Source organism: Spirosoma luteum DSM 19990 (assembly GCF_000374065.1).
Lineage (GTDB): Bacteria > Bacteroidota > Bacteroidia > Cytophagales > Spirosomataceae > Spirosoma > Spirosoma luteum.
Window position 1 is genome coordinate 170,443 of record NZ_KB893313.1, and the last position, 23,983, is coordinate 194,425.

15 protein-coding genes and 1 pseudogene are annotated in these 23,983 nt (G+C 53.0%); 4 read left to right on the forward strand and 12 right to left on the reverse strand.

Going from position 1 to position 23,983, the window contains the following annotated elements:
- Positions 1-58: 58 nt before the first annotated feature.
- The 4 genes from B156_RS0128600 to B156_RS0128615 form a co-directional block, all read right to left on the reverse strand.
- A complete protein-coding gene (locus B156_RS0128600) occupies positions 59-1,411 on the reverse strand; it encodes a TldD/PmbA family protein (RefSeq protein ID WP_018623244.1) in 1,353 nt (450 codons plus the stop codon).
- 102 nt (positions 1,412-1,513) lie between these two features.
- On the reverse strand, positions 1,514-3,154 hold the full coding sequence (locus B156_RS0128605) for a TldD/PmbA family protein (protein WP_026261128.1): 1,641 nt from the start codon (positions 3,152-3,154) through the stop codon (positions 1,514-1,516).
- A gap of 139 nt (positions 3,155-3,293) precedes the next feature.
- Positions 3,294-4,619 (reverse strand): TldD/PmbA family protein, encoded by a 1,326-nt coding sequence (locus B156_RS0128610; protein ID WP_018623246.1) that lies wholly within the window; start codon positions 4,617-4,619, stop codon positions 3,294-3,296.
- Positions 4,620-4,658: 39 nt separating this feature from the next.
- The gene (locus B156_RS0128615; protein WP_018623247.1) at positions 4,659-6,317 is read right to left on the reverse strand and encodes a TldD/PmbA family protein; all 1,659 of its coding nucleotides are present in this window, start codon (positions 6,315-6,317) and stop codon (positions 4,659-4,661) included.
- A 352-nt stretch (positions 6,318-6,669) separates the two neighbouring features.
- Here B156_RS0128615 and B156_RS0128620 point away from each other — a divergent pair, with 352 nt between their 5' ends.
- Positions 6,670-7,362 carry a VIT1/CCC1 transporter family protein gene (locus tag B156_RS0128620; RefSeq protein ID WP_018623248.1) on the forward strand — a complete coding sequence of 231 codons (693 nt, stop codon included), beginning with the start codon at positions 6,670-6,672 and terminating at the stop codon, positions 7,360-7,362.
- Positions 7,363-7,524: 162 nt separating this feature from the next.
- On the opposite strand, the gene B156_RS0128625 is transcribed toward B156_RS0128620, so the two are convergent.
- From B156_RS0128625 to B156_RS0128635, 3 genes are all read right to left on the reverse strand, one after another.
- The gene (locus B156_RS0128625) at positions 7,525-8,706 is read right to left on the reverse strand and encodes an alpha/beta hydrolase family protein (protein WP_052635810.1); all 1,182 of its coding nucleotides are present in this window, start codon (positions 8,704-8,706) and stop codon (positions 7,525-7,527) included.
- A 124-nt stretch (positions 8,707-8,830) separates the two neighbouring features.
- Positions 8,831-9,955, reverse strand: coding sequence for an ATP-grasp domain-containing protein (locus B156_RS0128630; RefSeq protein WP_018623250.1), 1,125 nt, complete (start codon positions 9,953-9,955; stop codon positions 8,831-8,833).
- 84 nt (positions 9,956-10,039) lie between these two features.
- Positions 10,040-10,696: an alpha/beta hydrolase-fold protein gene (locus B156_RS0128635; protein ID WP_018623251.1), complete on the reverse strand. Its 657-nt coding sequence runs from the start codon at positions 10,694-10,696 to the stop codon at positions 10,040-10,042.
- 294 nt (positions 10,697-10,990) lie between these two features.
- On the opposite strand from B156_RS0128635, the gene B156_RS0128640 reads away from it, so the two are divergent.
- Together B156_RS0128640 and B156_RS0128645 are read left to right on the forward strand one after the other, a co-directional pair.
- Complete coding sequence (locus B156_RS0128640; protein WP_052635812.1) at positions 10,991-11,851, forward strand: alpha/beta hydrolase; 861 nt, start codon at positions 10,991-10,993, stop codon at positions 11,849-11,851.
- A 52-nt stretch (positions 11,852-11,903) separates the two neighbouring features.
- Positions 11,904-12,755 (forward strand): glycoside hydrolase family 16 protein, encoded by an 852-nt coding sequence (locus B156_RS0128645; RefSeq protein WP_026261132.1) that lies wholly within the window; start codon positions 11,904-11,906, stop codon positions 12,753-12,755.
- Positions 12,756-12,781: 26 nt separating this feature from the next.
- Here B156_RS0128645 and B156_RS0128650 read toward each other — a convergent pair whose 3' ends face one another.
- A complete protein-coding gene (locus B156_RS0128650; protein WP_018623254.1) occupies positions 12,782-14,314 on the reverse strand; it encodes an FAD-binding protein in 1,533 nt (510 codons plus the stop codon).
- A gap of 104 nt (positions 14,315-14,418) precedes the next feature.
- Positions 14,419-14,754, reverse strand: coding sequence for a Bor/Iss family lipoprotein (locus tag B156_RS0128655; RefSeq protein ID WP_245563888.1), 336 nt, complete (start codon positions 14,752-14,754; stop codon positions 14,419-14,421).
- A 168-nt stretch (positions 14,755-14,922) separates the two neighbouring features.
- Between B156_RS0128655 and B156_RS0128660 the strand changes: the two genes are divergently transcribed.
- Complete coding sequence (locus tag B156_RS0128660) at positions 14,923-18,180, forward strand: WD40/YVTN/BNR-like repeat-containing protein (RefSeq protein ID WP_026261133.1); 3,258 nt, start codon at positions 14,923-14,925, stop codon at positions 18,178-18,180.
- Positions 18,181-18,783: 603 nt separating this feature from the next.
- On the opposite strand, the gene B156_RS0128665 is transcribed toward B156_RS0128660, so the two are convergent.
- From B156_RS0128665 to B156_RS30175, 3 genes and pseudogenes are all read right to left on the reverse strand, one after another.
- Positions 18,784-20,889: an outer membrane protein assembly factor BamB family protein gene (locus B156_RS0128665; protein WP_018623257.1), complete on the reverse strand. Its 2,106-nt coding sequence runs from the start codon at positions 20,887-20,889 to the stop codon at positions 18,784-18,786.
- 414 nt (positions 20,890-21,303) lie between these two features.
- Positions 21,304-23,229, reverse strand: a complete 1,926-nt coding sequence (locus tag B156_RS0128670; protein ID WP_026261134.1) for a glycoside hydrolase family 97 protein — start codon at positions 23,227-23,229, stop codon at positions 21,304-21,306.
- Between the two features lie 551 nt (positions 23,230-23,780).
- Positions 23,781-23,983, reverse strand: a pseudogene (locus B156_RS30175) (IS1182 family transposase); the annotation flags it as partial.

The window sequence follows — 23,983 nt, forward strand, 5'->3', positions numbered from 1 at the left end:
GACGCTAGTCCGCCGGTGCTAGCCAACTGTAAACCATAAACCAAATACCATAAACTGCTTACACCGCGTCGGATAGACTGGTGAAGGTAAAGTCACGGATTTTCATGGGCGGTATCAGATTACCCCCCGCCCGGACGGGTTTACCCAGCGCTTCGAGGTTATTGAGCATAATAACCGGGCTTTCGTTGAAGCGGAAATTCTTCACCGGAAATTTAATCTGCCCGTTTTCGATGTAAAACGTTCCGTCCCGGGTCAGGCCGGTGTACAACTGCGTTTGGGGGTCAACGGCCCGGATATACCATAACCGCGTGACCAGAATTCCTTTTTCGGTGCTCTTGATCAGGTCGGCCAGGGATTGAGTGCCGCCCAGTAAAATAAAACCACCGGGTGCCGGAATAGGCTGAACACCTTTCTTATCAGCCCAGTAACGCGAGTAATACATGTTTTTCACGACGCCGTTCTCAATCCAGGTGCGTTTTTCCTGGGGTAAGCCATCGCCACCACCACCGCCAAAACGGCCGCCCCCTCCACCGCCACCAAAGGGCGATAGGGGCAACTCCTCATTCATGGGGTCGCTGATGATGGTCACGCGCTCGTCGAAGAGTTTTTCGCCCAGGCGGGTACCACCCCCCTTTTTACTCAGGAAACTCCGCCCCTCGTCGGCATTCCGGGCGTCCATGCTGCGCATCATGTTTTGCAGCAATTCAACCGCTGCCGTTGGTTCCAGAATAACGGTGTATTTACCCGGCTCCAGCGCCCGTGCCTTGGCCGAGGCCATGGCTTTTCCCATGGCTATTTCGGTGGTAGCTTTGGTATTGAGTTTACTGACATCGTTCACATCGGGATTTGCATAGCCGGACCCCAGGCCATCGTCAGTCCGAACGGTTATCGAGAAATCGACGCCTGTAGACCGGTTGTACCCAAAATTACCTTTGCTGTTGCCGATGGAGGTGAAGCCCGTAGTGTCTTCCATATACCCGGCCGCCGTCAGGTTTTTCTGCCGACAGGGGTCAATACTATTAAAGGCTGCGGTGGCCCGGAACTCAGGGTCAATTTTGGCCGTGCTTTCGGCGTACGTTTTGGTATCCAAGTATTTCTGCTGGCCCAGCATGGGCATGTATTCCGGATTTTCGGGTGCCAGCCGGGCAATTTCTTCGGCCCGCCGAACGGTTTTTTCCAGCGATGCATCATCAAATTCGTTGATGGTCGCCGTACCAGACCGTTTGCCATACACCGCCGTTATTGACAGAGCCAGATTATCGGACTCGCCACTGGTCGATACCGAGTTACGGGCATACCGAATATTACCCGTCCGGTTTCCCGACAGGCTTACGCTCATTTCATCGGCTTTGGAATAAGCCAGTACTTTATCGATTATTTTCTTCGCTTCTTCTTTCGTTAAAATTGCCATCTGAATAGTTTGTCGTTAATGGTTTGTTCCGGGCTGCCGGTTCGGTTTGTGGTTTGCTGTTCGTAGTTGTCCGGATAGCAAACCACAGATGAAGGACGGGTTTTAGATTTTGCGGGCTGTATTGATCACGTTGACACCGTTAAACCGGGCCGTTGCACTACCGTGTGATACGGCGCTGGATTGTGCCGGCTGTCCTTTCCCGTCGTTGAATGCGCCCCCCAGTCGATAATCGCTCTGGTCACAAACGGCCACGCAGGAGTTCCAGAATTCCCGGGTGTTGGCCTGATAGGCAACATCTTTCAGCATGCCCACAATCTGGCCGTCTTTGATTTCGTAGAACAGCTGACCGCCAAACTGGAAATTATACCGTTGCTGGTCGATGGAGAACGAGCCATCCCCGATGATGTAAATTCCCTTCTTCACGTCCTTAATCATATTGGCTACCGACAGTGGGGTTTTACCCGCTTCCAGCGATACGTTGGCCATACGCTGAAACTGAACCGAACTCCAGTTGTCGGCGTAGCAGCAACCCTGCGATTCGTTCTCTCCGATAATGTGAACCTGATCCCGAATGGCCTGGTAGTTGACCAGTGTACCATCGCGCACCAAATCCCACTTCTTGGTTTTAACCCCCTCATCGTCCCAGCCCACGGCGCCCAGCGAATACAGCTGCGTTTTATCAGCAATGAGGTTTACCTGCTTGCTGCCGTAGTTGAAATCTTTCGACTTCCACTTGTCGAGGGTGGCAAACGAGGTGCCGGCGTAGTTGGCTTCGTAACCCAGCACGCGGTCCAGTTCCAGCGGGTGACCAACCGATTCGTGGATGGTGAGCCACAGGTGAGAGGGGTCCAGCACCAGGTCATACTTGCCTGCTTCCACCGACTTGGCCGTCAGTTTCTCTTTGGCCTGTTTGGCGGCTGCGGTAATGTCTTCCAGCATGTCGTACCCTTTATTATAACGGGTTGTAACGCCGGTTACTTTGTCGGCCGGGTTGACCTGCAAATAGTCATAGCCCATCCCCATCGGCGAACTTAGTGAGTTACGGGTAGAGAACTTTCCACTCTGTGGGTCAACGGCGGTTACGGTGAAGTTTGGCCCAATCCGGTGAATATCCTGGTCGGCATAGGTGCCATCGGTCGAGGCAAAGTACTTCTGCTCGTTAATCTGGAACAGTACATTGTTGACGAAGTTAGCCCCGTTCTGCATGGCGGCCGCGTTAGCCGACAGTAGTAAATCGACCTTTTCCTTAATGGGTACTTCAAACGCGTTACGCTTGATGGGGGCTTTCCAGCTCACGTCGCCAAACCCTTTTTGCGGAGCCAGCTGCACCGGTTCAGTCAGCAAACGGGCATTGGCTTTGGCAATGGTCACCGCGGTTTTAGCGGCCTGCGCCACAACGGCTTCATTCCGGGCATCGCCCACGGAGGCAAAACCCCAGCAGCCATCGGCAATGACCCGTACGCCCACCCCGAAGGATTCCGCGTTAATGATACCCTGCACTTTGTTTTCGCGGGTGAGCACAAACTGGTTGAGGTAACGGCCAATACGCACATCGGCGTAGGTAGCTCCCATGGATTTGGCTGCGTTGAGGGCGGCATCGGCCAGGCGTTTCTTCACGGCCACATCCAAACCGGGTTCCAGCAGGGCTTCGGCCGAGACAGAGCGGGAAAAAGCAGGCAGAGCGGGCATCATAATACCGGCAGCTCCCATGCCCAATAGTTGATTAAAATCGCGACGATTCAAGATAGTTTGAGGTTTATAGTTTGATTACGGTTTATGGTTTAAAGTTTGTGGTTTACGGTTGGCTGACGCAAGCAATTAGGACGCTATTCGCTGGTGCGGTTAGCCAACCGTAAACCATAAACCAAATACCATAAACTGCTTACACTGCGTCTGATAAACTGGTAAAGGTAAAATCTCTGATTTTTAGGGGTGGCACCAGGTTACCCCCAATGCGAACGGGTTTGCCCATTGCTTCGAGGTTGTTGAGCATGATGACCGGACTTTCGTTGAAGCGGAAATTCTTCACCGGAAATTTAATCTGCCCGTTTTCGATGTAGAACGTTCCGTCCCGGGTGAGGCCGGTGTAGAGCAGCGTTTGGGGGTCAACGGGGCGAATGTACCATAACCGCGTGACCAGAATTCCCTTCTCGGTCCCCTTTATCATCTCGGCCAGCGACTGGGTGCCCCCTTCCATAATAAAATTGCCACCCGGCGGAACCGCCTTTACGCCCTTCTTCTCGGCCCAGTAGCGGGAGTAGGGCATGTTTTTAACCACGCCCTTTTCTATCCAGGTTATTTTTTCCTGCGGCCGACCGTCCCCACTAAAGGCTCCGTTGGGTACTTCGGGGTTGGTAGGGTCCGAGTATATCGTTACACGTTCATCGAAGAGTTTTTCGCCCAGCCGCGTTCCTCCGCCTTTCTTGCTCAAAAACGAGCGGCCTTCGTCGGCACTCCGCGCATCCATCGACCGAATCAGGGCCACCATCAGCGACGCGTCCACATTCGAGACCAGGGCGGCCGGTTCCAGAATAACGGTGTACTTGCCCGGCTCCAGCGCCCGGGCACTGGCCGAGGCCTGCGCTTTGCCCATCGCCACTTCGGTCACGGCTTTCGTACTAAGTTTCGACACGTCGGTTACGTCACTGGTACCATAACCCGAACCCAGACCATCGGCAGTGCGGACAGTAACGGAGAATTCAACCGATGTTTCCCGGTTGTAGGCCGATAACCCTTTGGTGTTGCCAATGGCGTTGAACCGGGCGTTATCTTCCATATACCCGGCTGCTACCAGATTCTTTTTGCGGCAGGGGTCGAGACTGTCGAAAGTAGCCTGTGACCGGTAGTTCGGGTCCATCTTGGCGGTACTTTCGGCGTAAGGATCGGTGTTCAGGTAGGTCTGCGGCCCCAGCATGGGCATATACTCCGGGTTTTCGGGGGCCAGCCGGGCAATTTCTTCGGCCCGCCGAACGGTTTTTTCCAGCGACGCGTCATCAAACTCGTTGATGGTCGCCGTACCGGCACGCTTGCCGAAAACGGACGTTACACTCAAGGATTGGTTAACACTCTCCCCACTGGTCGAGACGGCGTTGCGGGCGTAACGGATGTTGCCCGTTCGGCCGCCCGACAGATTGACGCTCATCTCATCGGATTTCGAGTAGGAGAGCACCTTATCAATGATTGTTTTTGCTTCTTCTTTAGTAAGCATATCGTTTGTGTCTTCCGTAAACGGAGAACCGTAAACCGTCTATATTTTTCGTCCTGTGTTGATAACATTGACCCCATTGAAACGCGTGGTGGCGCTACCGTGCGACACGGCACTGACCTGAGAAGGTTGCCCTTTGCCATCGAAGAAACTGCCGAAGGTGCGGTAGTCGTCCTGGTCGCAAAGCTGGGTACAGGAGTTCCAGAATTCCTGCGTGTTGGACTGGTAAGCCACGTCATCGAGCATCCCCACTAGTTCGCCGTTCTTGATTTCGTAGAACAGCTGACCACCAAACTGAAAGTTATACCGTTGCTGGTCGATGGAGTACGAACCCCGCCCGATGATATAAATGCCTTTCTCGACCCCTTTTATCATGTCGAAGACGGAGCGTTTTTCGGAGCCGGGCTGGAGCGATACATTAGGCATCCGCTGGAACTGTACGGAATCCCAGTTATCGGCGTAGCAACAGCCATCCGATTCTGTCTGCCCCAGTATAGCCGCCTGGTCACGAATGGCCTGATAATCGACCAGGATGCCTTCTTTGATCAGGTTCCATTCTTTGCCGGGTACGCCTTCATCGTCGTAGCCAACGGCACCGAGGGTGTAAGGTTGCGTTTTGTCGGCCACGATGTTGACCAACTTACTACCGTAGTTGAAATTTTTCGACTTCCATTTGTCCAGCGTAGCAAAACTAGTCCCGGCGTAGTTGGCTTCGTAGCCCAGCACACGGTCCAGTTCGGTGGGGTGCCCAACGGATTCGTGGATGGTCAGGCCAAGGTGATTGGGGTCCAGCACCAGGTCGTATTTGCCAGGCTGTACGCTTTTAGCCGTCAGTTTTTCTTTGGCCTGTTTAGCACCCAGCGTGGCATCCTCTACCATGTCGTACGAGTACCGGTAGCCTACCAGACCATTGGGCGCTTTTATTTTTTCAGTGGCCAGACCATCCAGGTACTCGAAGCCCATCCCCATGGGTGAACTGAGTGCGTCGCGGGTTTTGAATTTCCCACTGGCCCGGTCAACGGCCGATATGGTAAAGGTAGGCCAGATGCGGTGAACGTCCTGGTCGATGTACGAGCCATCGGTGGAGGCAAAATACTTCTGCTCATTCACAAAGAAGAGATTGGACGTAACGAAGGCGGCACCATTTTTCATGGCTTCGCCATTGACATTCATCAATAAATCAATCTTCTCCTGAACGGGAATCTCGAAGGCATTTTTTTTGATGGGCGTTTTCCAGGTTACATCCCCTACCCCTTTCTGGGGAGCCAGTTGCACCGGCTCTTTCTGTAGTTTGGCATTGGCTTTGGCAATCGCTACGGCCGTATTAGCGCACTTGGCAATACCATCGGGTGTAACATCGCTGGTAGCGGCAAATCCCCAGGTGCCGTTGGCAATGACCCGTACGCCCACCCCGAAGGATTCCGCGTTGACAATATTCTGCACCTGCTTTTCACGGGTAAACATGAACTGGTTGAGGTAACGGCCAATGCGCACATCGGCGTAGGTAGCCCCTTTACTTTTGGCCGTGTTAAGAGCCACATCGGCCAGTTTCTTCTTCGCTGCGGTGTCGATACCCATTTCTCCGGTACTCAGGTCACGCAGGTATTCGGGAGATACTGAATAACCCACAATGGGTATTCCAGCCGTGAGTAAGCTACCAATGCCTAATCCCGACAACTGGATAAAATCGCGTCTTTGCATGGAATCAATTTGAGTGAGTTGCTGATGAATAATTGGTTGGTTACCGAAGGAAAATACGAAGATGGGCAAAAAAGGCGAAAGTGTTTACCAAAACTCTTCACTTTATGATAAAAAGCCAACAATTACCCCCTTTTACCAAATAATATTTGGCAAAATACCTTCTTCACGCTGTATGTATTATGGACCGGTCCAGCGTACCCAGCCGCGGGAAAATGTCAAAGAGGGTTGTACTTTAAACGATGATACCTGAACATTTATGACTTCTACCTTGTCTCTCCGTAGAAAACCGTTTCTATTTGCTCAATTGCCAACGGCTTTCCTCTTTTGGTTATAACCGATACCCCCAACACCTATGCTTCCACATCCGGAAGAACACCTGCGCAGTTCAGATTTCATAACGGACATTGTCATTGGCATGTCCGATGGCCTAACGGTTCCCTTTGCTCTGGCAGCCGGTCTGAGCGGAGCCGTGGCTAACTCGTCACTGATTGTAACGGCGGGCATTGCCGAAATCGTGGCCGGGTCCATTGCCATGGGTCTGGGTGGGTATCTGGCGGGCCGTACCGAAGCTGACCATTACGAAGCCGAACGCCGACGCGAAACGATTGAAGTAGAAACCGTACCGGAGCGCGAAAAAGAAGAGGTGCGGGAGGTATTTGCCGATATGGGACTGAGTCCGGCACTACAGGTGACCATTGCCGATGAACTGGCTATGGACAAAACGAAGTGGATCGACTTCATGATGAAATACGAACTAAATCTGGAGGAGCCGGACCCGAACCGGGCTACCAAAAGTGCGCTGACTATTGGCAGCTCCTACGTGATGGGCGGATTTGTACCCCTGTTGCCGTATCTGCTGGTTAATGAACCCCACCGGGCTCTACTATACTCCTGCGTTGTAACCCTGATTTGCCTGTTTGTTTTTGGCTATTTCAAGAGTAAAGTGACCGGCCAGCCGCCCGTGGGTGGGGCGTTTAAAGTAATGCTGATTGGCGCCGTAGCTGCGGCTGCCGCGTTTGGTATTGCCCGGTTGGTAGGCGGGTGAAAGCTAACAGGGCCGGAAACTTCTATAGTAGTTTCACCAGCCTTCGGATGGCAGTGCGGGTTGAGTAGCGATTACTTCATGGCCTGTAGCCAAACTTTTTTCAGCGTTGGTAGAAGTAGTCAGAGGGCCGGAGAAGAGTAAATGTCAAAGGAAGAACATACCCTACTTCCGTAACGGGGCAAACCATTTCATCGACTGCGTGGCAAACAGTACTTCCGTCGGCAGGTGGAACCCACTTTTGGGAGCAATCAGATTGAGTTTAGATGAGCCACGCTGCCGCAGGGCATTGTAGGTCTGCTGCGTGGTCAGGAAAGGGATAATCTCATCCTGCTCACTATGAATCAGTTGCGTAGGTGTTTGGGTTGTCCAGTTTGTCAGATCATTATCATCCAGGGCCTGACGGAAAGCGGAGGCTGGGTCCTGAATATCGGCCCGGAATTGGTCAGTACAGATCTTGTCGAAACTAACGTTCATCGTCCGGGTATTACCCAGCGACTTACTTATCTGCCCGTCATAAGGCGATTTAAAATAATAGCTTACGGGCTTTTGCAACCCGTAAATCTGGTTATAGCAGAGCGTTTCCCAGACGTAAATGTAGTTGGAAATGCCCCCTTGTGTTGTTTTCTGGGTGAGGTAGCTAAAAAAGTCGGACATGGCGTAAGGCCCGGCCCCGCAACTAGACCCCGCCAAGTGTAACTGACTGGCATACTTCTCCTCCAGCAATTTCTGCGCCGACAGGGTAGCGTATCCTCCTTCCGAATAGCCCGCCATAAATATCTGCTCACTCCATACAAGGCCCTTTTTGGCTAAAAACTCTTTTGTGGCCAGCAGCATATCTACTGTTGCCTGCGCCAGTGCCCGGTGGTACTCGTATTCATGCGGGATTTGCTCAGACGCACCGTAGCCTACGTAATCGGGGCAGGCAACGATATACCCGTTCGTGGCAAAGTACAAAGGGTAAGTAAGCGTTGGCGACGAAAAGATAGCGCCCGATGGGGCTTCAGCATTGGAAAAGGCCGTTGGATGCTGGTAACTCAGCAAGGGATATGGATGTTCTGCAGTTGTAAGCTGGCTGGGCACGTATACGATACCGGAAGCCGTAACGGGCGTACCATCGGCAAGCGTGGTTCGGTACGAAATGCGGTGTACACTAACCTCGTAGTCAGCCGGTTTATAAATCAGTGAATCATTTGTACTGACTACTTTCTTCAGGGTAGCATTCGGGTAAAAGACCAGCGGACTAGCGCTAAGCAGGCTGGGTAAAACGGCAACATCACCGGGGCTACAGCCTGGCAGCAAGAGGGATAAGCAACCAGATAAAAGGCAAAGTATATGTTTCCGCATTCGTGTACGTTACCGGGCATTTTATAAATAATATGCAATTTATGAAATGTCCGGTAATAGCTGTGCCGCGACCAGAAAGAACTAGCCACGGCACAATAAATCAATGGTAAAATGATATGAATACTTATTTTTTACCTTTTTTCGGCTTGTTATCCCCCACGGTCACTTCTTTTGCTTTCCCGGTTTTGGCTACTTCGGCTTTCGGGGCTTTAGCGGGTGCGGGTGCTTTTCCGGCTTTCGGCTCTTTAATTACCTCAGTCGAAACGCTGGTTTTTGCCCCGGTTGTCTTGGGTGCTACCGGATTTCCCAGTACACCTTCCCGCACGAACGTACCCCAGGTCAGGTTATTTTTTCCGGCCTGCGCTTTTTCGGCCCGGTCAATAGCCATTGTCGCGGCTGCTTCCACCACCCAGTCGAAGTTTCCCTGCCCTACGGAATGAATGTCGGCATCGGGGGCGGGATTGCAGAAGTCGATGGCAATGGGAATACCATCCCGCACGGCAAACTCAACCGTGTTAAAGTCATACCCGAGCCCCTGATTCAGTTTCAGGATGTAGTCGGTCATGGTAGCCATGAGTTTTTTGCCCGCGTCGCCGGTCGTTTTCATTTCGGCTGCGTAACGCAGGTGAAAGGGGTTGCGTGGCTCATAGGGCATAATGCGTATGTTGTTGCCCCCAATGCAGTAGCACCGGAAATAGTCCGTAAAATCAATGGCTTCTTGGTAGAGCATCACCAGCTGCCCCGTTTCGTCGTAAGCACTAAACATCTGGTCGGGGTTGTCCACTTTATAGACGCTCTTCCAGCCGCCACCAGCGTGGGGTTTCATAAACGCCGGGAAGCCAATGTGGTTGAATATACGGTCCCAGTCCATATTGTTCAGATTCCGAAACGAATTATGACTGGTATCGTCGGGGCGGTGTTTGGATGGTAACAGGATTGTTTTGGGAACCGGAACGCCTAGCTGAATGGCGAGGGCATTATTAAAAAACTTCTCGTCGGCTGCCCACCAGAAGGGGTTGTTCACCACGGCGGTTCCGGTCAGGGCGGCATTTTTGAGGAATGCCTTATAGAAAGGAACATCCTGCGAGATGCGGTCGATAATGACGGCGTAGTCTGTCGGGACGCTTTGCTCTACCTGATCGATACTGACAAATTCAGCGGGAAACTTACTTTGTTTTTCGTTGACCCGATCAACGAAGGCCTGTGGGAAGGTGTTTTCCTGGCCGAATAGAATGCCTATTTTTTTCATGTTTGTGCGTTATAGTAGTAGCTACTGGTATAACAACATTTTGAGGTGATGTTCTAAATCAGCCACGTAATCAGTTCACATACGTTAAATCCGGCTAAAATACCTCGGCAGTTGCTCCTTCCAGACGGGCCAGTCGTGAACGCCCCACGGCGACACATCGAGCTGATGCCGGATGCCTTTGCTGTTCAGCAGACCCGACATCTGGTAGTTGGCATCCTTACAGATATCATATTCCGTGGTGCCCAGCATAATATTCATGCGGTGAAACTCGTCATTTTGGGCGTTGGGCAGGTAGTCGGGCGGATTGTTGTAGTATACATTCTCGTCGTAGTACCCGTTTAAAAAGGGCTTGATGTCAAACGCGCCACTTAATACCATCAGATGCCCGACCTGTTCGGGATGCCTGAACGAAAAGTTCAGGGCGTGGTACCCACCGAACGAAACCCCGCACATACCGATTTTCTGCACATTACACTCGCGCTGAATACCCGGAACGAGTTCTTCGTGCAGGAAACGGTCGTACAAAACGTGGTTCCAGACGCGGGTGCCGGGGTGGAGGTGCTTGCCATACCAGCTATCCAGGTCGATACTGGAAACGCAGTATAATTTAATCCGGCCCGTTTCCACAAACCAGCGGACGGTCTCCGTCAGGCCAAAGTCCTTGTATTCATGGTAATGCCCCATAGAGGTGGGGAACATAACGACGGGATAGCCCCAGTTGCCGTAAACCAACATGTCCATGTCGCGACCAAGGTGGTGCGAGTACCATCGGCGATAATCTTCCTGCACGATTGTGTCTGGTTGATGAATTTTGCGTCGAAATTAGCCGAAATAGCTGGCACCGACAAAAAATAAGTCGTTTGTCGTGTACTGTTTTTGGTTTACCAGGATTATCAACATACTGAAAACCAATAACTTGACAGTGAAGACCTACAGATTCAGTACAGTATTGCCAGCCCGGCAGGTACCCTCTTTGTGGAAAAAGTCCCTACTTTGTGCATGGTGAACCCTTTTCTGTTGTTAATTTTCCTGACTATGACTGACGCTTTACCAGCCCACGTACCGGTTGAACTTCTTTCGGTTCGGGTTCAACGCGACGATTCATTACACTCTGTTCCGCTCAACCGGGTTGTTCACCTGGACATTATCCTGCCACCCAATTATCAGCAGACCAGCACTGTATATCCTCAGGAGCGCTTGCCAGTACTTTTTTTGAATGACGGGCAGGACCTGCCCCGCCTGCGCATGACGGCCATACTGGATTCGCTGTATCAGAAGCAGGCCATTCAGCCCTTTGTGCTGGTAGCCATCCATGCCGGTGACCGGATTCAGGAGTATGGTACGGGTGCCCAGGCTGATTACATGAACCGGGGCAGTAAGGCCGGTTTATACACTGATTTTGTGCTGACGGAATTACTGCCTTACATCAGGAAACACTACCGGGTCAGTACCGACCCGGCGAAATCGGTATTTGCCGGGTTTTCGCTGGGCGGTTTATCGGCTTTTGACATCGTATTCAATCACCCCGACCGGTTTGCCAAAGCCGGGGTATTTTCCGGTTCGTTCTGGTGGCGGAGTAAAAGTACCGAAGCCGGATACCGCGACGAAACGGATCGGATTATGCACGACTTGGTTCGGAAAGGCTTGTACAGCCCAACCCTGAAATTCTGGTTTGAAGTCGGCACCAGCGACGAAACCAGCGACCGGAATAACAATGGCATTATCGACGCTATAGAAGACACGACCGATTTGATTGATGAGTTGGTAATAAAAGGCTACCACCGGGAGCAGGACATTCGGTACGTCGAAATTGAGGGGGGAGAGCACAACCAGAAAACCTGGCGCAAGATTATGCCTGATTTCCTGATGTGGGCGTTTCCAAAAGTGAACGAGTAAAAGAGCGATAGTGTAAAGGATCAGGCGAATGTCACAGCGAATAAATAGAATTATGAAAAACGTAGGGTCAACAATTTTAATGCTGGTAGTTATGCTGGCCTGTAAAGGACCGGGGGTGGCCAGTCCGGTAGCTACGTCGGCTCCAGCCAGTACAACGTCACCCGTGGCAACGACCCCGGCAGTGCGTACTCTCGTCTGGGCCGATGAATTCGACAAGCCCGGCCTGCCCGATTCTACAAAGTGGGGCTACGATGTGGGCGGCAACGGCTGGGGCAATAAAGAACTGGAGTATTATACGAACAAACGCACCGAGAACGCCCGAATCGAGAACGGCAAACTCATTATCGAAGCCCGAAAGGAAGCCTACAAAGGTAGCAACTACACGTCGGCCCGGCTCCTGACAAAAGGCATCGCCGAATGGAAATACGGGCGTGTAGAGGCCATGGCCAAACTACCGAAAGGCGTGGGCACCTGGCCCGCCATCTGGATGCTGGGCAAAAAAGTAGCCACAACTGGCTGGCCGCTTGGTGGTGAAATCGACATCATGGAGCACGTTGGGTTTGATGAGGGCGTGGTGCATGGCACGGTACACACGGAAGCCTATAACCACGTAAAGGGAACCCAGAAAGGAAAGCAAATCAACGTAAAAAACGTGACGGGTGATTTTCATCTGTACGCCATCGAGTGGACCGCCGACCAGATTGACTTTTTCGTCGACGACCAGAAATACTACTCCGTTCAAAAAGCAGTGCTGGGCAATACAGAACCCCAGTGGCCGTTCGACCAGCCGTTTTTTCTGATTCTGAACGTAGCTGTGGGGGGCGGCTGGGGTGGCCAGAAAGGCGTTGATGAAAGCATCTGGCCCCAGCGCATGGAAGTGGATTACGTACGGGTGTACCAATAAATAAACGAACCAATTCAGGATTAGGCTTACGCTACGGGAGCGGCCGTCAGCACCGTATCCAGACCCCACTGTTTCATTACATCGTTCGTAAACAGTTTCAGCACGTTTTCGTCCTGTATCAGCGTGTTCCGGGCCTTTATCCAGGCGTCTACGCGTGCGTCCGAATACATATGCCGCAGCCGGGATTTCGTCAGATGGAGCATTTTGCCCCAGTGGAAGGCAAAGGGAATATCGGCGGCTTCCAGGGCATCCCAGAAAGCATTACAGCACTTAATCGTTCGGTCAGAGAAAATACCGTCCAACTCCACCACGCAGGTCCTGGCAAACCGGGTGAACCCCAGCGTTGCATCGGTTCCTTTCACGTACCGAAAAGCGAATAACCCCGTAAATGGCCCCTCCGTTTCGTTCATTGCCAGTAACAACGAAATAACCTCGGGCACCCTATCGGCCGGAACGGCCACGGCCGCACTCAGTACTTTGCCGTGGAAAGCAGTACTGGAAAAAATTTCGCCGTGTACGCCCCAGACCGCTTCAAAAGGGGGGTACTGTTGGTTGGTCAGCGCATTGACAACCTGCGGAACAAGGCCCGGCAGTACCTGTGTCAGCTTCCCGATAAAGGTTGGTGCATCATCGCCGGGGGCCACTCCCACCGGCCCGATGGACGGGGGCGTATAGGCATCGGTATACGGTCGTTTGTACATCGTTGTCACGTAAGCGCCATTGTCGAGGTCGTATGGGTTGATAACCACCTGAAAATGATACGGGTCTTCCTGGGTGTAGGGCAGCGGCAACCCGGCAAAATCGAGCGTTTTCATACTTGCCTCCAGCACGGCATCAATGGGCATCCGTCGCCGGTAGGTTTCGTAGAGGAAAAGCGGAACGGTTTCGAGCATGACCCCGTGAATAAAGCCAAAGCTGCCAAAACTCACCAGCGCAGCCTTGAACAACTCATCGTCGCGAACGGGTTCGGCACCGAGTATCTGGAGGAAGAGATCCGAAACGACCGGATACGATTTCCGTTCGAGCCATACGTGCCGGGTTGGGCTCACAATAAGGTGGATACCCACCACGAATTCGGGGATAGCCCCAACCTTATAGGCAGAGCCGTGCGTGCCCGTCGACAGGGCGCCGGCGATGGTTTGGCCGTTGCTGGCACCCGACGTCATCAGGGACCGCTTTCGCTTGCGGAGCCGGTCGCTCAGTTCCTGAACCGACACGCCACACTGCGAAAAATACAGATCGTCGGCCGTTTTGGCGTAGGCGGGGTGGACACTGCCGGGCGTAATTTTCAGGGTAATATTCAGGGGTTTGGTATTCAGCATAATACCGTCGGTGGCGGTAATACCGGTAAACGACCATTCCCCCCCGACGACCCGCAGGCGCAGGTTCTGCTGAATTGCATCCCGCAGGAGTTGCTGAATACCCAGCGTAGTGGCGTTATAGTCGTCCACTACACTGCCCGTATCATCATTGGCAAGGTCGTAAAAGTTAGCAATGGTCTGCACAAAGGTTTCGTGCCGGGGCGACCATTTTTTTTGGTTGGTAGGATGGATAATCATGGTCGAAAAAGAGAGGAAGGGTGATGGCTATCAGGCGAAAAGAATCCAGCGTTGATCAGCGGTGTAATGGTCTTTTGTGCTGCCTCTTTTCGCTTACGGCTGTGCTACAGTTCGCCCTCGCGGGGGCATGGTTTCGGGCATTTCCACTCAATCCGAACGGGACTCCAGATGCCCAGCGTAGCCACGGTAAGGAATGAATAGCCGAAATTATTGGTAACCCGCACTTCATCCAGGCTTTTCAGCTTGAGCGAATCACAATTGGTGGCCACCACATTTTGCTGAACAAGCCCCCAGAAGAAGGAGTGAGCCGTCCGCTTCTGGTAGCCCGTTGAGGGATCGAATGCCGATGTTGTTATCCGGTAGTGATAACAGCTTTGCATCGTGCAAAAAATAAGCAGCAAACAAGCTTTACGGATAGCGGAGGGAGCGTGTAGGGTCATGATTGATGCGTTTACGTACCTAAAGTATCAGAAACACAACCCGTTTTGTCCGTTGATTGAGGGAACGGCCGGATACGCTTATTTAGCGGTCAATGACCGTTCGGCCCGGCTGGCAATAGCCTCTATTTCCACTATCTTAGCTCGCTGTACTGCAACAAACGCCCTCTTATGCGAAACGTCCTACTTCTTCTTTGCGCTATCATATTCACCGGCCCTCTCCTGGCACAGAAACCCAGATCAGTCAAAGCAACAATCGTATCAGCGGTATCCGTGCCGGATTCCACGCCCAACAAAGACCCTTACTTCAAACCCGTCCGCTGGCGGAATATTGGCCCGTATCGGGGCGGGCGTTCCGTGGCCGGGACGGGCGTTACCAGCAACCCGCAACTGTACTACATGGGTACCGTGGGCGGGGGCGTCTGGAAAACCGATGATGCCGGTATGACCTGGAAAAACGTGTCCGGCGACCAACTAAAAACGTCCTCCGTGGGTGCCATTGGCGTATGCGAGTCCGACCCGGCGGTGGTGTACGTGGGCATGGGCGAACACGCCCCCCGTGGGGTGATGTCCTCCTACGGCGACGGGGTCTACAAATCGACTGATGCGGGTAAAACCTGGAAACACCTGGGCCTTGATCTCACCCGGCACATTGCCGCCATCCGGGTACACCCCCAAAACCCGGATATAGTCTACGTAGCCGGTCAGGGTGCCCTGCACGGTGCCACCCCCGACCGGGGTATTTACAAAACCATTGACGGTGGCAAGACCTGGAAGAAGGTGCTGTTTGTGGATAATAATACGGGCTGTAACGACCTGAGTATGGACATGACAAACCCACGTATTCTGTACGCGTCCATGTGGGACTACCGGCGGTTGCCCTGGCAGGTGCAGAGTGGCGGCAGTGGCAGCGGCCTGTACAAATCCACCGACGCGGGCGAGACCTGGACCAAGCTGGAAAAAGGGTTACCCAAAGAACTGGGCAAGATGGGTATCTCGGTGTCCAAAGCCAATCCCAGCCGCGTATTCGCCGTCATCGAGTCCGACTCCAAAGCCGACAAGGGGGGCGTTTTTCTCTCCGATGATGCCGGTAAAAGCTGGAGCCGGGTTAGCAAAGACCACCGCACTATTCAGCGGGCCTGGTACTACATCGAAATCTTCGCCGACCCGGTGGATGAGAACACGGTCTATGTCCTGAACACGTCCGTCCTGAAATCCATCGACGGCGGTAAGACATTTAGTCCGGTAACGGGGTCGCACGGGGATCATCACCACCTGTGGATTAATCCCAGCAACAACAAAAACCTGCTGCTGAACAACGACGGGGGCGCGGCCATTACCTTCAACGGGGGTAAGTCGTGGTCGTCGGAAAACAACCAGCCCACAGCGCAGTTCTACCGCGTCAACGCCGATAACCGCTTTCCATACAACGTTTACGGCGGTCAGCAGGACAATACGTCGGTGATGATTGCCAGTCGCACCACCACCGGCAGCGGCATTACGGAAAAAGACTGGACACCCTCGGCGGGGGGCGAAAGTGCGTTTCTGGCCTTCAACCCCGACGACCCACGCTATGTGATGGGCGGCAGCTATCAGGGCACCATTGAAGTACTCGACCAGCAGACGCACGAAGGGAAAGGCATTATGGTGTCGCCGATCCAGTATCAGGCATTGCAGGCCAAAACGATGAAATACCGATTTAACTGGAATGCCCCCATCATCTGGTCGAAACACGAGCCGGATGCATTTTATCACGCCGGCAACCGACTGTTCAAAACCACGAATCTGGGCAAAAGCTGGTCCATCGCGTCGCCCGACCTGACCCGCCATGACTCCACCAAACTAGGCTGGGGTGGGGCACCCTACACCAACGAAGGGGCGGGCGGGGAAAACTACGCCACCATTGCCTACGTGCTGGAATCGCCCGCCGAAAAGGGAGTTATCTGGACCGGCAGCGACGACGGACTCGTGTACCTCACCCGCGACGGGGGCTCCACCTGGACCAACGTAACGCCGAAGGGGCTGGAGGAAACGCTCATTAACTGCATTGAGGTATCCCCCCACGACAAAGCTACGGCCTACATCGCCACCACCCGCTACAAGTTCAACGACTTCGCCCCGGCCATCTACAAAACCACCGACTACGGCAAGACCTGGGCTAAACTCGTCAATGGCATTCCCTACGGTGCCTTTACCCGGACCGTTCGCGAAGACCCGGCCCGCAAAGGGCTGCTGTACGCGGGTACCGAAACCGGCCTGTATATTTCCTACAACGACGGGGCCAACTGGCGACCCTGGCAACTCAATATGCCCGTCAGCCCCATCAACGACCTGAAGGTGCACCAGGGCGACTTGCTGGCGGCTACCGGCGGACGCTCGTTCTGGATTTTGGACGACCTCGCTCCCATCCGGCAGTACGATGCCAAAGCCAGCAAAGACAGTATGCTGGTCTACAAACCCGAAGATGCCTACCGCGTGTCGGGGAGCAGTGCGCTGGATAAAGTGGAGGAAGAAGAGGATGATGAAGATGCGGGCAGCAGCCCCGGCCGGAGCGGCTTTGCCGGTGTGAACCCCTCGACGGGTGTGGTGGTCTACTACCAGCTACCCGCCAAAGTGGATACCAGCCAGACCCTGACGATGGCTATTCTGTCGGAGCAGGGAACGGTGATTCGGACGCTGAGCAGCAAAAAAGACAAGAAGTTTGTGAAGTTTCCCGGTGGACCGTCGGCAGAACCTACGCTGACCATGCGCCCCGGCCTGAACCGCTTCGTGTGGGACATGCGCACCGAAACCCTACCCGCCATCGAGAAGGTGTTTATCGAAGGCAATTACGCGGGCCGCAAAGTAGCCCCCGGCCCCTACAAAGCGGCCCTGAAACTGGGTAAACAAACCAAGACGGTGTCCTTCACCATCCTGCCCGACCCACGCATCAAAGCCACCGACGCGGACTACGCCGAGCAGCAAAAAACGCTGGTGGGCGTTGAAGAAGGCGTGAAAGAGATTCACCAGGGGGTAAATCGGATGCGGAAAGCACAGAAGCAAATTAACGACCTGGTCAACCTCATCGACGACAAACCCAGCCTGAAAGCCGTAGCGGACTCCGGCCGGGCGGTGAGCAAGCGCATCAAGTTGTGGGAAGAGAAAGTGATTCAGCCCAAATCCGAATCCAACGATGACGTTATCAACTTCGAGAATAAGCTGAGTGCTGATTACATCTTCCTCAAGGGCGAAATGGACACGAATATTCCTTACGTAACGGCGGGTCAAAAGGAACGCCTGTCGGAGTTGAACGCTATCTGGCAACCCCTGAAAACCCAGATGGAAACGCTCATCCAGAACGACATCGCCCGCTTCAACACCCAATGCCGCCAGGCCCAACTGGAAAAAATCACCCTACCCGACGTAGCGGTTTCCGCACCGAAGCCGTGACGATGGAGAATTTGATGATTAGTATTTTGTCGTGTCTAATTATTCTATGAGCGTGTAAATAGCAACTCACTATTGAGCTAAAAACTAAAATAGAAGTAGTGATTTGGAACACCGCGGAATTAGAAGCGGCTTAAAAAGCAACAGGAAGCAGTTCCGAGAAGTTGCGCACTTTTAACTGTTACGGAGTTAATCAGCAACTGGCGACAGATGGTACCTATCGCGGGGCAGGTTTGCAGAACTTGCATTTTTTTGTATCCGGCGACAATTGACACGCCACAGATTAGTATAGTAAACCAGTAAGGCGGGCATCCGGCGACACAGGAAGCAGTTGTAGGAGAAATAACGGCCCACCGTAGCCGTCTGACTGGGAATGCCCATGCTAAATGGAGGTAACGAGGATTTGTAGGAGAGCCCACGGGCGGCCCCATTGTCACAGTGCCACTGCCCGGTGGGAACCGACGGGCAGTGGCGCTGACAAATACAGTGGTAACACAACAGGAGAATTTGAGCGTAGCACGGCACAGGCCGCCTTGTCCAAAATTACCGGACTGATTCCTGTTTCTCATCAAACGTTACAAAACCCCTGAACGACGAAGTAACGGTTTACGGCAACGCAAACGCCACGTACCGATCCCCCGACTTGGTTTTGAGTTTGCCACCCCCGCACGCAATTACCACGTATTGCCTGCCATTGACGGCGTAGGTACTTGGCGAAGCATACCCGGCGGCAGGGAGTTTGGCGCGCCAGAGTTCACGGCCCGTTTTTCGGTCGAAAGCTCGAATCAGTTCGTCGCGGGAGGAAGCGATGAAGAGCAAACCGCCCGCCGTGACGGCCGGGGCACCGTAGTTGTCGGTGCCCGTCGGGGGCAGACCCTTAGCCACCAGTTCGGGGTACTCGCCCAGCGGGACCTGCCAACGGTGTTCGCCCGTATTCATATCGATGGCCGTCAGCGTGCCCCAGGGTGGGCGGCTGACGGGGTACCCGGCCCGATCATACCAGCGGGTAAACCCGGTGTGGTGGTAGGGCGCGGTGTTCAGGCTCGCCTTGCTGGCGACGGATGTTGTTTTGCCGAACAGAAAGTCCACAATGGCCTTACGCTCGGCTTCCTTCAGGTGAGTGAATGCTGGCATCATGCCCTGGCCTTTGGCCAGAACCTGGGCCACGGACGTCTCGTTGCGTTTTTTGGAAATGCCCATCAGGGCCGGATAGCTACCGTCGTGACTGCCTTCGCGATTTTGGCCGTGGCAGGCAGCACAGTGGGTTTGATAGAGTTGGCTACCGGTGCGGTCAACGGCCCTGGCTGACAACGAACCGGCCTGGGCCGGAACCAGCGCCATGGTGACCGGAATCTGCTTGGCCGGAACGTACATGATACCGGCTTCATCCACCGCTGCCCCGCCCCACTGCGCCCCACCATCGGTGCCGGGAAAAAACACTGTACGGTTGGGGCTCAATGGAAGGGGAATAAACTGCTTACCCGATTGCCAGCGCCGGAGCTGGGCCAGCACCGTGTCGCGGTCGGTTACAAAGTCGTTAATATCGTTTTCCGAAAACGATTGCCGGGTAAACGGCGCGGGTTTGAGAGGAATCGGCTGGGTGGGCCAGGCTTTTTCCCCGGGAACGGTGGAAGCAGGCATGGGTCGTTCCTCAATCGGAAACAGGGGTTTGCCCGTGACCCGGTCGAAGACAAACAGGAACCCTTGTTTGGATAACACCGAAACGGCATCCACCTTTTTGCCGCCATGAACGACAGTGAATAGATTAGGCGGAGCCGGAATATCGCGGTCCCAGATGTCGTGGTGGATTGTTTGAAAATGCCAGCGTCGCTTGCCCGTGGCCGCGTCGAGGGCTATCAGGCTGTTGCCGAACAGGTTCTTGCCGGGCCGGGTGCTGCCGTATAAATCGAAGGCCGCTGTCCCGGTGGGCACATACACGATGCCACGCTGCCGGTCGATGGCCATCCCCATCCAGTTGTTGGCTCCCCCGAAGTTGCGGTAGCCGTCTTTGGGCCAGGTGTCGGCACCGTACTCGCCGGGGTGGGGAATGGTGTGGAACGTCCAGACGAGCCGCCCCGTGTGCAGGTCATAAGCGCGCACGTCGCCGGGCAGGGCAGGCGCGACCTCCGACACCCGGTGACCCATGATGAGCAGATTTTTATATATTACGCCCGGCGTGTTGCTCACTACGTACTCGTCGGCTCCGGGGCGGGCGAGGCCCTCTTTTAAATTAATCTTTCCCCCTTTCCCAAAACTGGCCACCGGTTTACCCGTTCGGGCGTCGAGGGCGTAGAGCAGCGAGCCGTAGGCGAAGAAAATCCGGGCTTGCCGCCCGTCGGTCCAGTACGTAACGCCCCGGCTATTCATGGCGAAGGTATCGTCGGTGAAGGCTGTTTTCCAAAGTTCCCTGCCCGTAGCAGCGTCGAGCGCAAAGGCCTGCGACCCCGCCGAAACCCCGTACAGCACGCCGTCGATGATGAGCGGATTGCACTGAATCTGGGTGTTGTTCTTGAGCGTATCGACTCCACCCGACGCATATTCCCAGGCGACCTGCAAGCCCGCCACGTTGCCAGGATTTAGCTGGGTGAGCGGGGAAAAGTGGTTGCGATCTGGCCCGCCGTTGTATTCGGCCCAGTCGGTAGTGGAGGGTTTATCAGTCAGGCTGAGCAGGCCAACGGTCAGGAGTAAGGCTGAGAAGGAGAACCGTTTCATAAGTAGGTTTAGGGGAATGTACAAATAAACATAAAGTTGCCTAAAGTTGCAGTGACCTGTCGGCTTATGTGGCTCAGGGACACTAAAAGCCTGGCGGGTATATGCCACCAGGCTATCGGCGTTACCTTGTTACCTTTCAATGCCCTGCACTACCTCCCTTTTTCCCGGTAAACCCCACTTGTTTTAAGACTCGCCGTTCATTGTATCGAGGCCAAAATCCAGGAAGCTCAGGTCTGACTTGAGCCGGAAGGCAAACGTGCCTTAGTGGGCTGCTTCATTTAAACAAACAGGGCGATCCCCTCATGAAGCTACCTGGTGCGCTGCGTAGCATTTTCTCGGGTCACAACCATCGTTGTTAACGCCCCCTCCTCTCCTCCTTCAATCGAGACCGTTATCGTCCAAACTCGACCAGTCTTACTCATTAATAAACTGGATAATAAAGCCGCCTTTAGGAGCAAAAGCGTACTGCCAGGCAGACGTGACTGGATGTGTTTCCGTTTTAAAGCTCATCAATGGATTTTCGCCTTCCGTAATGACTTTAAATTTAGAAAAGCCCTTGGCATACTTGGCCAGATTTAGCTGGACCGGTACTGCTTTATTCGTACCATTTATTCCGACAATGTAAGAAAGGCGGTCCTTCTGACGAGCGAGTATTATCTGCTCCCCCGGTTCAGCCACAATACTCTCCGTTTTATCCCAGCTGGCAGGCATGTCTTTCAATACCTGTCTAACCGGCACAGGCAGTGAATCAAACACCTCTTTTGAATCCGCAAAATGGATAATACCCGACGTATAAATCATAGCCGTAGCCAACTCATGGACTGCCGTGTTCAACCGGGGGTATTTTCGAATGGTTAGGGCAAATGGTGTGTAATCCGTTGGGCCGGCTACATTTCTGGTGAATGGTAATACGGTATTCTGCTCGGCAGCTTTATCCGGATATCTAGGTTCATAAAAGTAGCTTTCCGTTCCTAAAACCGCTTCTGCTGTCATGAAATTTGGCCAGGTTCGATGCCAGCCTCTGGGAACGGTCGTGCCATGAAGGTTGACCAGTAAATGCTCTTTGGCGGCATCCTCAAAAAGTGATGGAAAGCAGGCCATCACCTCCTGCCGGTCTGAACACCAAAAATCTATTTTAACCCCCTTGACGCCCATAGCCGCCAATTCTTTGAATCGCTTTCTTCTTTTTTCTGGATCGAAATACGCTGCCGAATAGCCCCACACCATGGGTTTGATTCCTTTGGAAGTAGCCTTAGCAATAATACCCCCTTCTGTGTTGGCTTTCTCCCAGCCAGCGTCAAACAGCGTATATCCGAAACCGAAAGAGGCCGCAAGATCCGTGAATTGGTTATACATTTCAGGGGAATGATCCTCGGGATGTGACCACCAGGACCAGGTGGCTTTTCCCGGTTCGATCCAGGACGTATCGTCAAGTTTAGAGGCAGGAGCCAAATCCGTAATCAAGCTTGACAGTAGTATGTCCCCGGCCTTCTCGCCAATGATGATTATCCGCCAGGGCATCGTCCAGGGAAGGCTGGATGTTGGATGATTATTATCGCCCAGGGGAAGGGTATATTTTTCGTCTTTTTCAGCAAAGGCAATTTTATACAACCCGCCCTCCGAGTCGGGTTGCAGATGACAACCGGGAAACGACCCATCCGTTCCGGACTCTGCTAGTAAAACCCAGTTTTTGCGCTCATTTACCTGAAAAAGGGCCGGCATACACCAGCCCACAGACGGGTTACGGGGATGGCTGATTGAGTCGCCGGGATGTACGTTGAGGTAAAAATCTTCATAGCCCGGGGTGTACTTTCCCGCTTTATTATAAGGCTGCAACCAACCCTTCGCATTTTTTTCAATCTGAAATCCTGTGCTCTCCTTGTTGATTGCCCGTATTTTTTTATCCTGCTCCGGAAAACGATAGCGGAAAGCAACGCCCTCTTGTCCGGCAACCAAATCCACGATCATGAGCGCCCCCGACCTATTTTTAAACGTTATACTCTTCGTTTCAAAGGTATGATTTACCGTTTTGACGTTACCTACCTTCAAGTCGTATATCTCCCTTCTTACTTCAATGGGTGAAACGGTAACGACTGAGAGTCCAGCCGTAAAATTCTGATCATCACAGTTGAGGCCAAGCGGAGAATCGGCGATAATGGTTTTATCCCGGCGTGTAACCTGGTAATGCAACTCTCCATTTTTATTCAACGACAACGTAATTTTAGTTGATCCAAGCTTCGAGTTCAGGCCCATTGATTGGCATGATGCGTTGAAACCGCTGAAAAGAAAAACTGCGCCGGCTAAAATGGGAAGGACTTTGTCCATCACTCTATCCATCATACTACTGATTGGGGTTGTTAGGGCCAACGCGGAGCGGCCCGTGAAAAAACACAGCTTGTAACTAAAGATGCTTATTCTCATTAGAGAGCGGGTTTAATAAGAATGTGTAGGCTAAAAAGTTTTATTCAGGGCATAAACTAGCCCGTGGTAATTGTCCACTTTTTTAATGACTAATCCCTGTTTGTTGCATTGTAGTATTCTAAAGCCGAATATATTGTTGTTTATAAGCCCAAAAACTAGCCGCATCTTTCAGGATTAGGGACCGGCTTTTTATCCGTGCAGGCACTCATTATTACCACCAGTGTTAAGCAGACAAAAGCATAGTTAGTGGTCATAGACAGAATCTGTTTGAAGCAGCTGGCATTGGATTAAAATTCAATTTTGGAAGACGGGCTGATATGATTTATACTTGTAGCAGTCACGACTTAACCCAACAGGTTAACTCAAACCGTCTCTTTTAACGCCCGTGGCTGTTGCACAACTCCGCTTTCTAGATCGATTTTCAGTGTCTGAATTGGCTAATAAGATTTTATACCATCGGTCTGCTCTTCTTAGTTGAGAAAAAGCACGCCAAAACCCGGAAAAGTGTCTTGAGAAGGTGATGACCATTCCACCTTTAGGGCTATGGCCTGGCTGAGAGTGAACTTGGTGGTGAACTTCATATACTTCTTCAGGTTGAAGGCAATAGCCGCCATCAGCATCACTTTGTGAGCTCCAGCTTTGCCCCGTACATTGATCTTTCGTAATCCATTGT

Bases quoted from the DNA above. Each gene is read 5' to 3' on its own strand.
- B156_RS0128650 (WP_018623254.1), bottom strand. From the start codon at position 14,314: ATGATTATCCATCCTACCAACCAAAAAAAATGGTCGCCCCGGCACGAA.
- B156_RS0128655 (WP_245563888.1), bottom strand. From the start codon at position 14,754: ATGACCCTACACGCTCCCTCCGCTATCCGTAAAGCTTGTTTGCTGCTT.
- B156_RS0128610 (WP_018623246.1), bottom strand. From the start codon at position 4,619: ATGCTTACTAAAGAAGAAGCAAAAACAATCATTGATAAGGTGCTCTCC.
- B156_RS0128625 (WP_052635810.1), bottom strand. From the start codon at position 8,706: ATGCGGAAACATATACTTTGCCTTTTATCTGGTTGCTTATCCCTCTTG.
- B156_RS0128635 (WP_018623251.1), bottom strand. From the start codon at position 10,696: ATGGACATGTTGGTTTACGGCAACTGGGGCTATCCCGTCGTTATGTTC.
- B156_RS0128660 (WP_026261133.1), top strand. From the start codon at position 14,923: ATGCGAAACGTCCTACTTCTTCTTTGCGCTATCATATTCACCGGCCCT.
- B156_RS0128665 (WP_018623257.1), bottom strand. From the start codon at position 20,889: ATGAAACGGTTCTCCTTCTCAGCCTTACTCCTGACCGTTGGCCTGCTC.
- B156_RS0128620 (WP_018623248.1), top strand. From the start codon at position 6,670: ATGCTTCCACATCCGGAAGAACACCTGCGCAGTTCAGATTTCATAACG.
- B156_RS0128645 (WP_026261132.1), top strand. From the start codon at position 11,904: ATGAAAAACGTAGGGTCAACAATTTTAATGCTGGTAGTTATGCTGGCC.
- B156_RS0128600 (WP_018623244.1), bottom strand. From the start codon at position 1,411: ATGGCAATTTTAACGAAAGAAGAAGCGAAGAAAATAATCGATAAAGTA.
- B156_RS0128640 (WP_052635812.1), top strand. From the start codon at position 10,991: ATGACTGACGCTTTACCAGCCCACGTACCGGTTGAACTTCTTTCGGTT.
- B156_RS0128630 (WP_018623250.1), bottom strand. From the start codon at position 9,955: ATGAAAAAAATAGGCATTCTATTCGGCCAGGAAAACACCTTCCCACAG.
- B156_RS0128615 (WP_018623247.1), bottom strand. From the start codon at position 6,317: ATGCAAAGACGCGATTTTATCCAGTTGTCGGGATTAGGCATTGGTAGC.
- B156_RS0128670 (WP_026261134.1), bottom strand. From the start codon at position 23,229: ATGATGGATAGAGTGATGGACAAAGTCCTTCCCATTTTAGCCGGCGCA.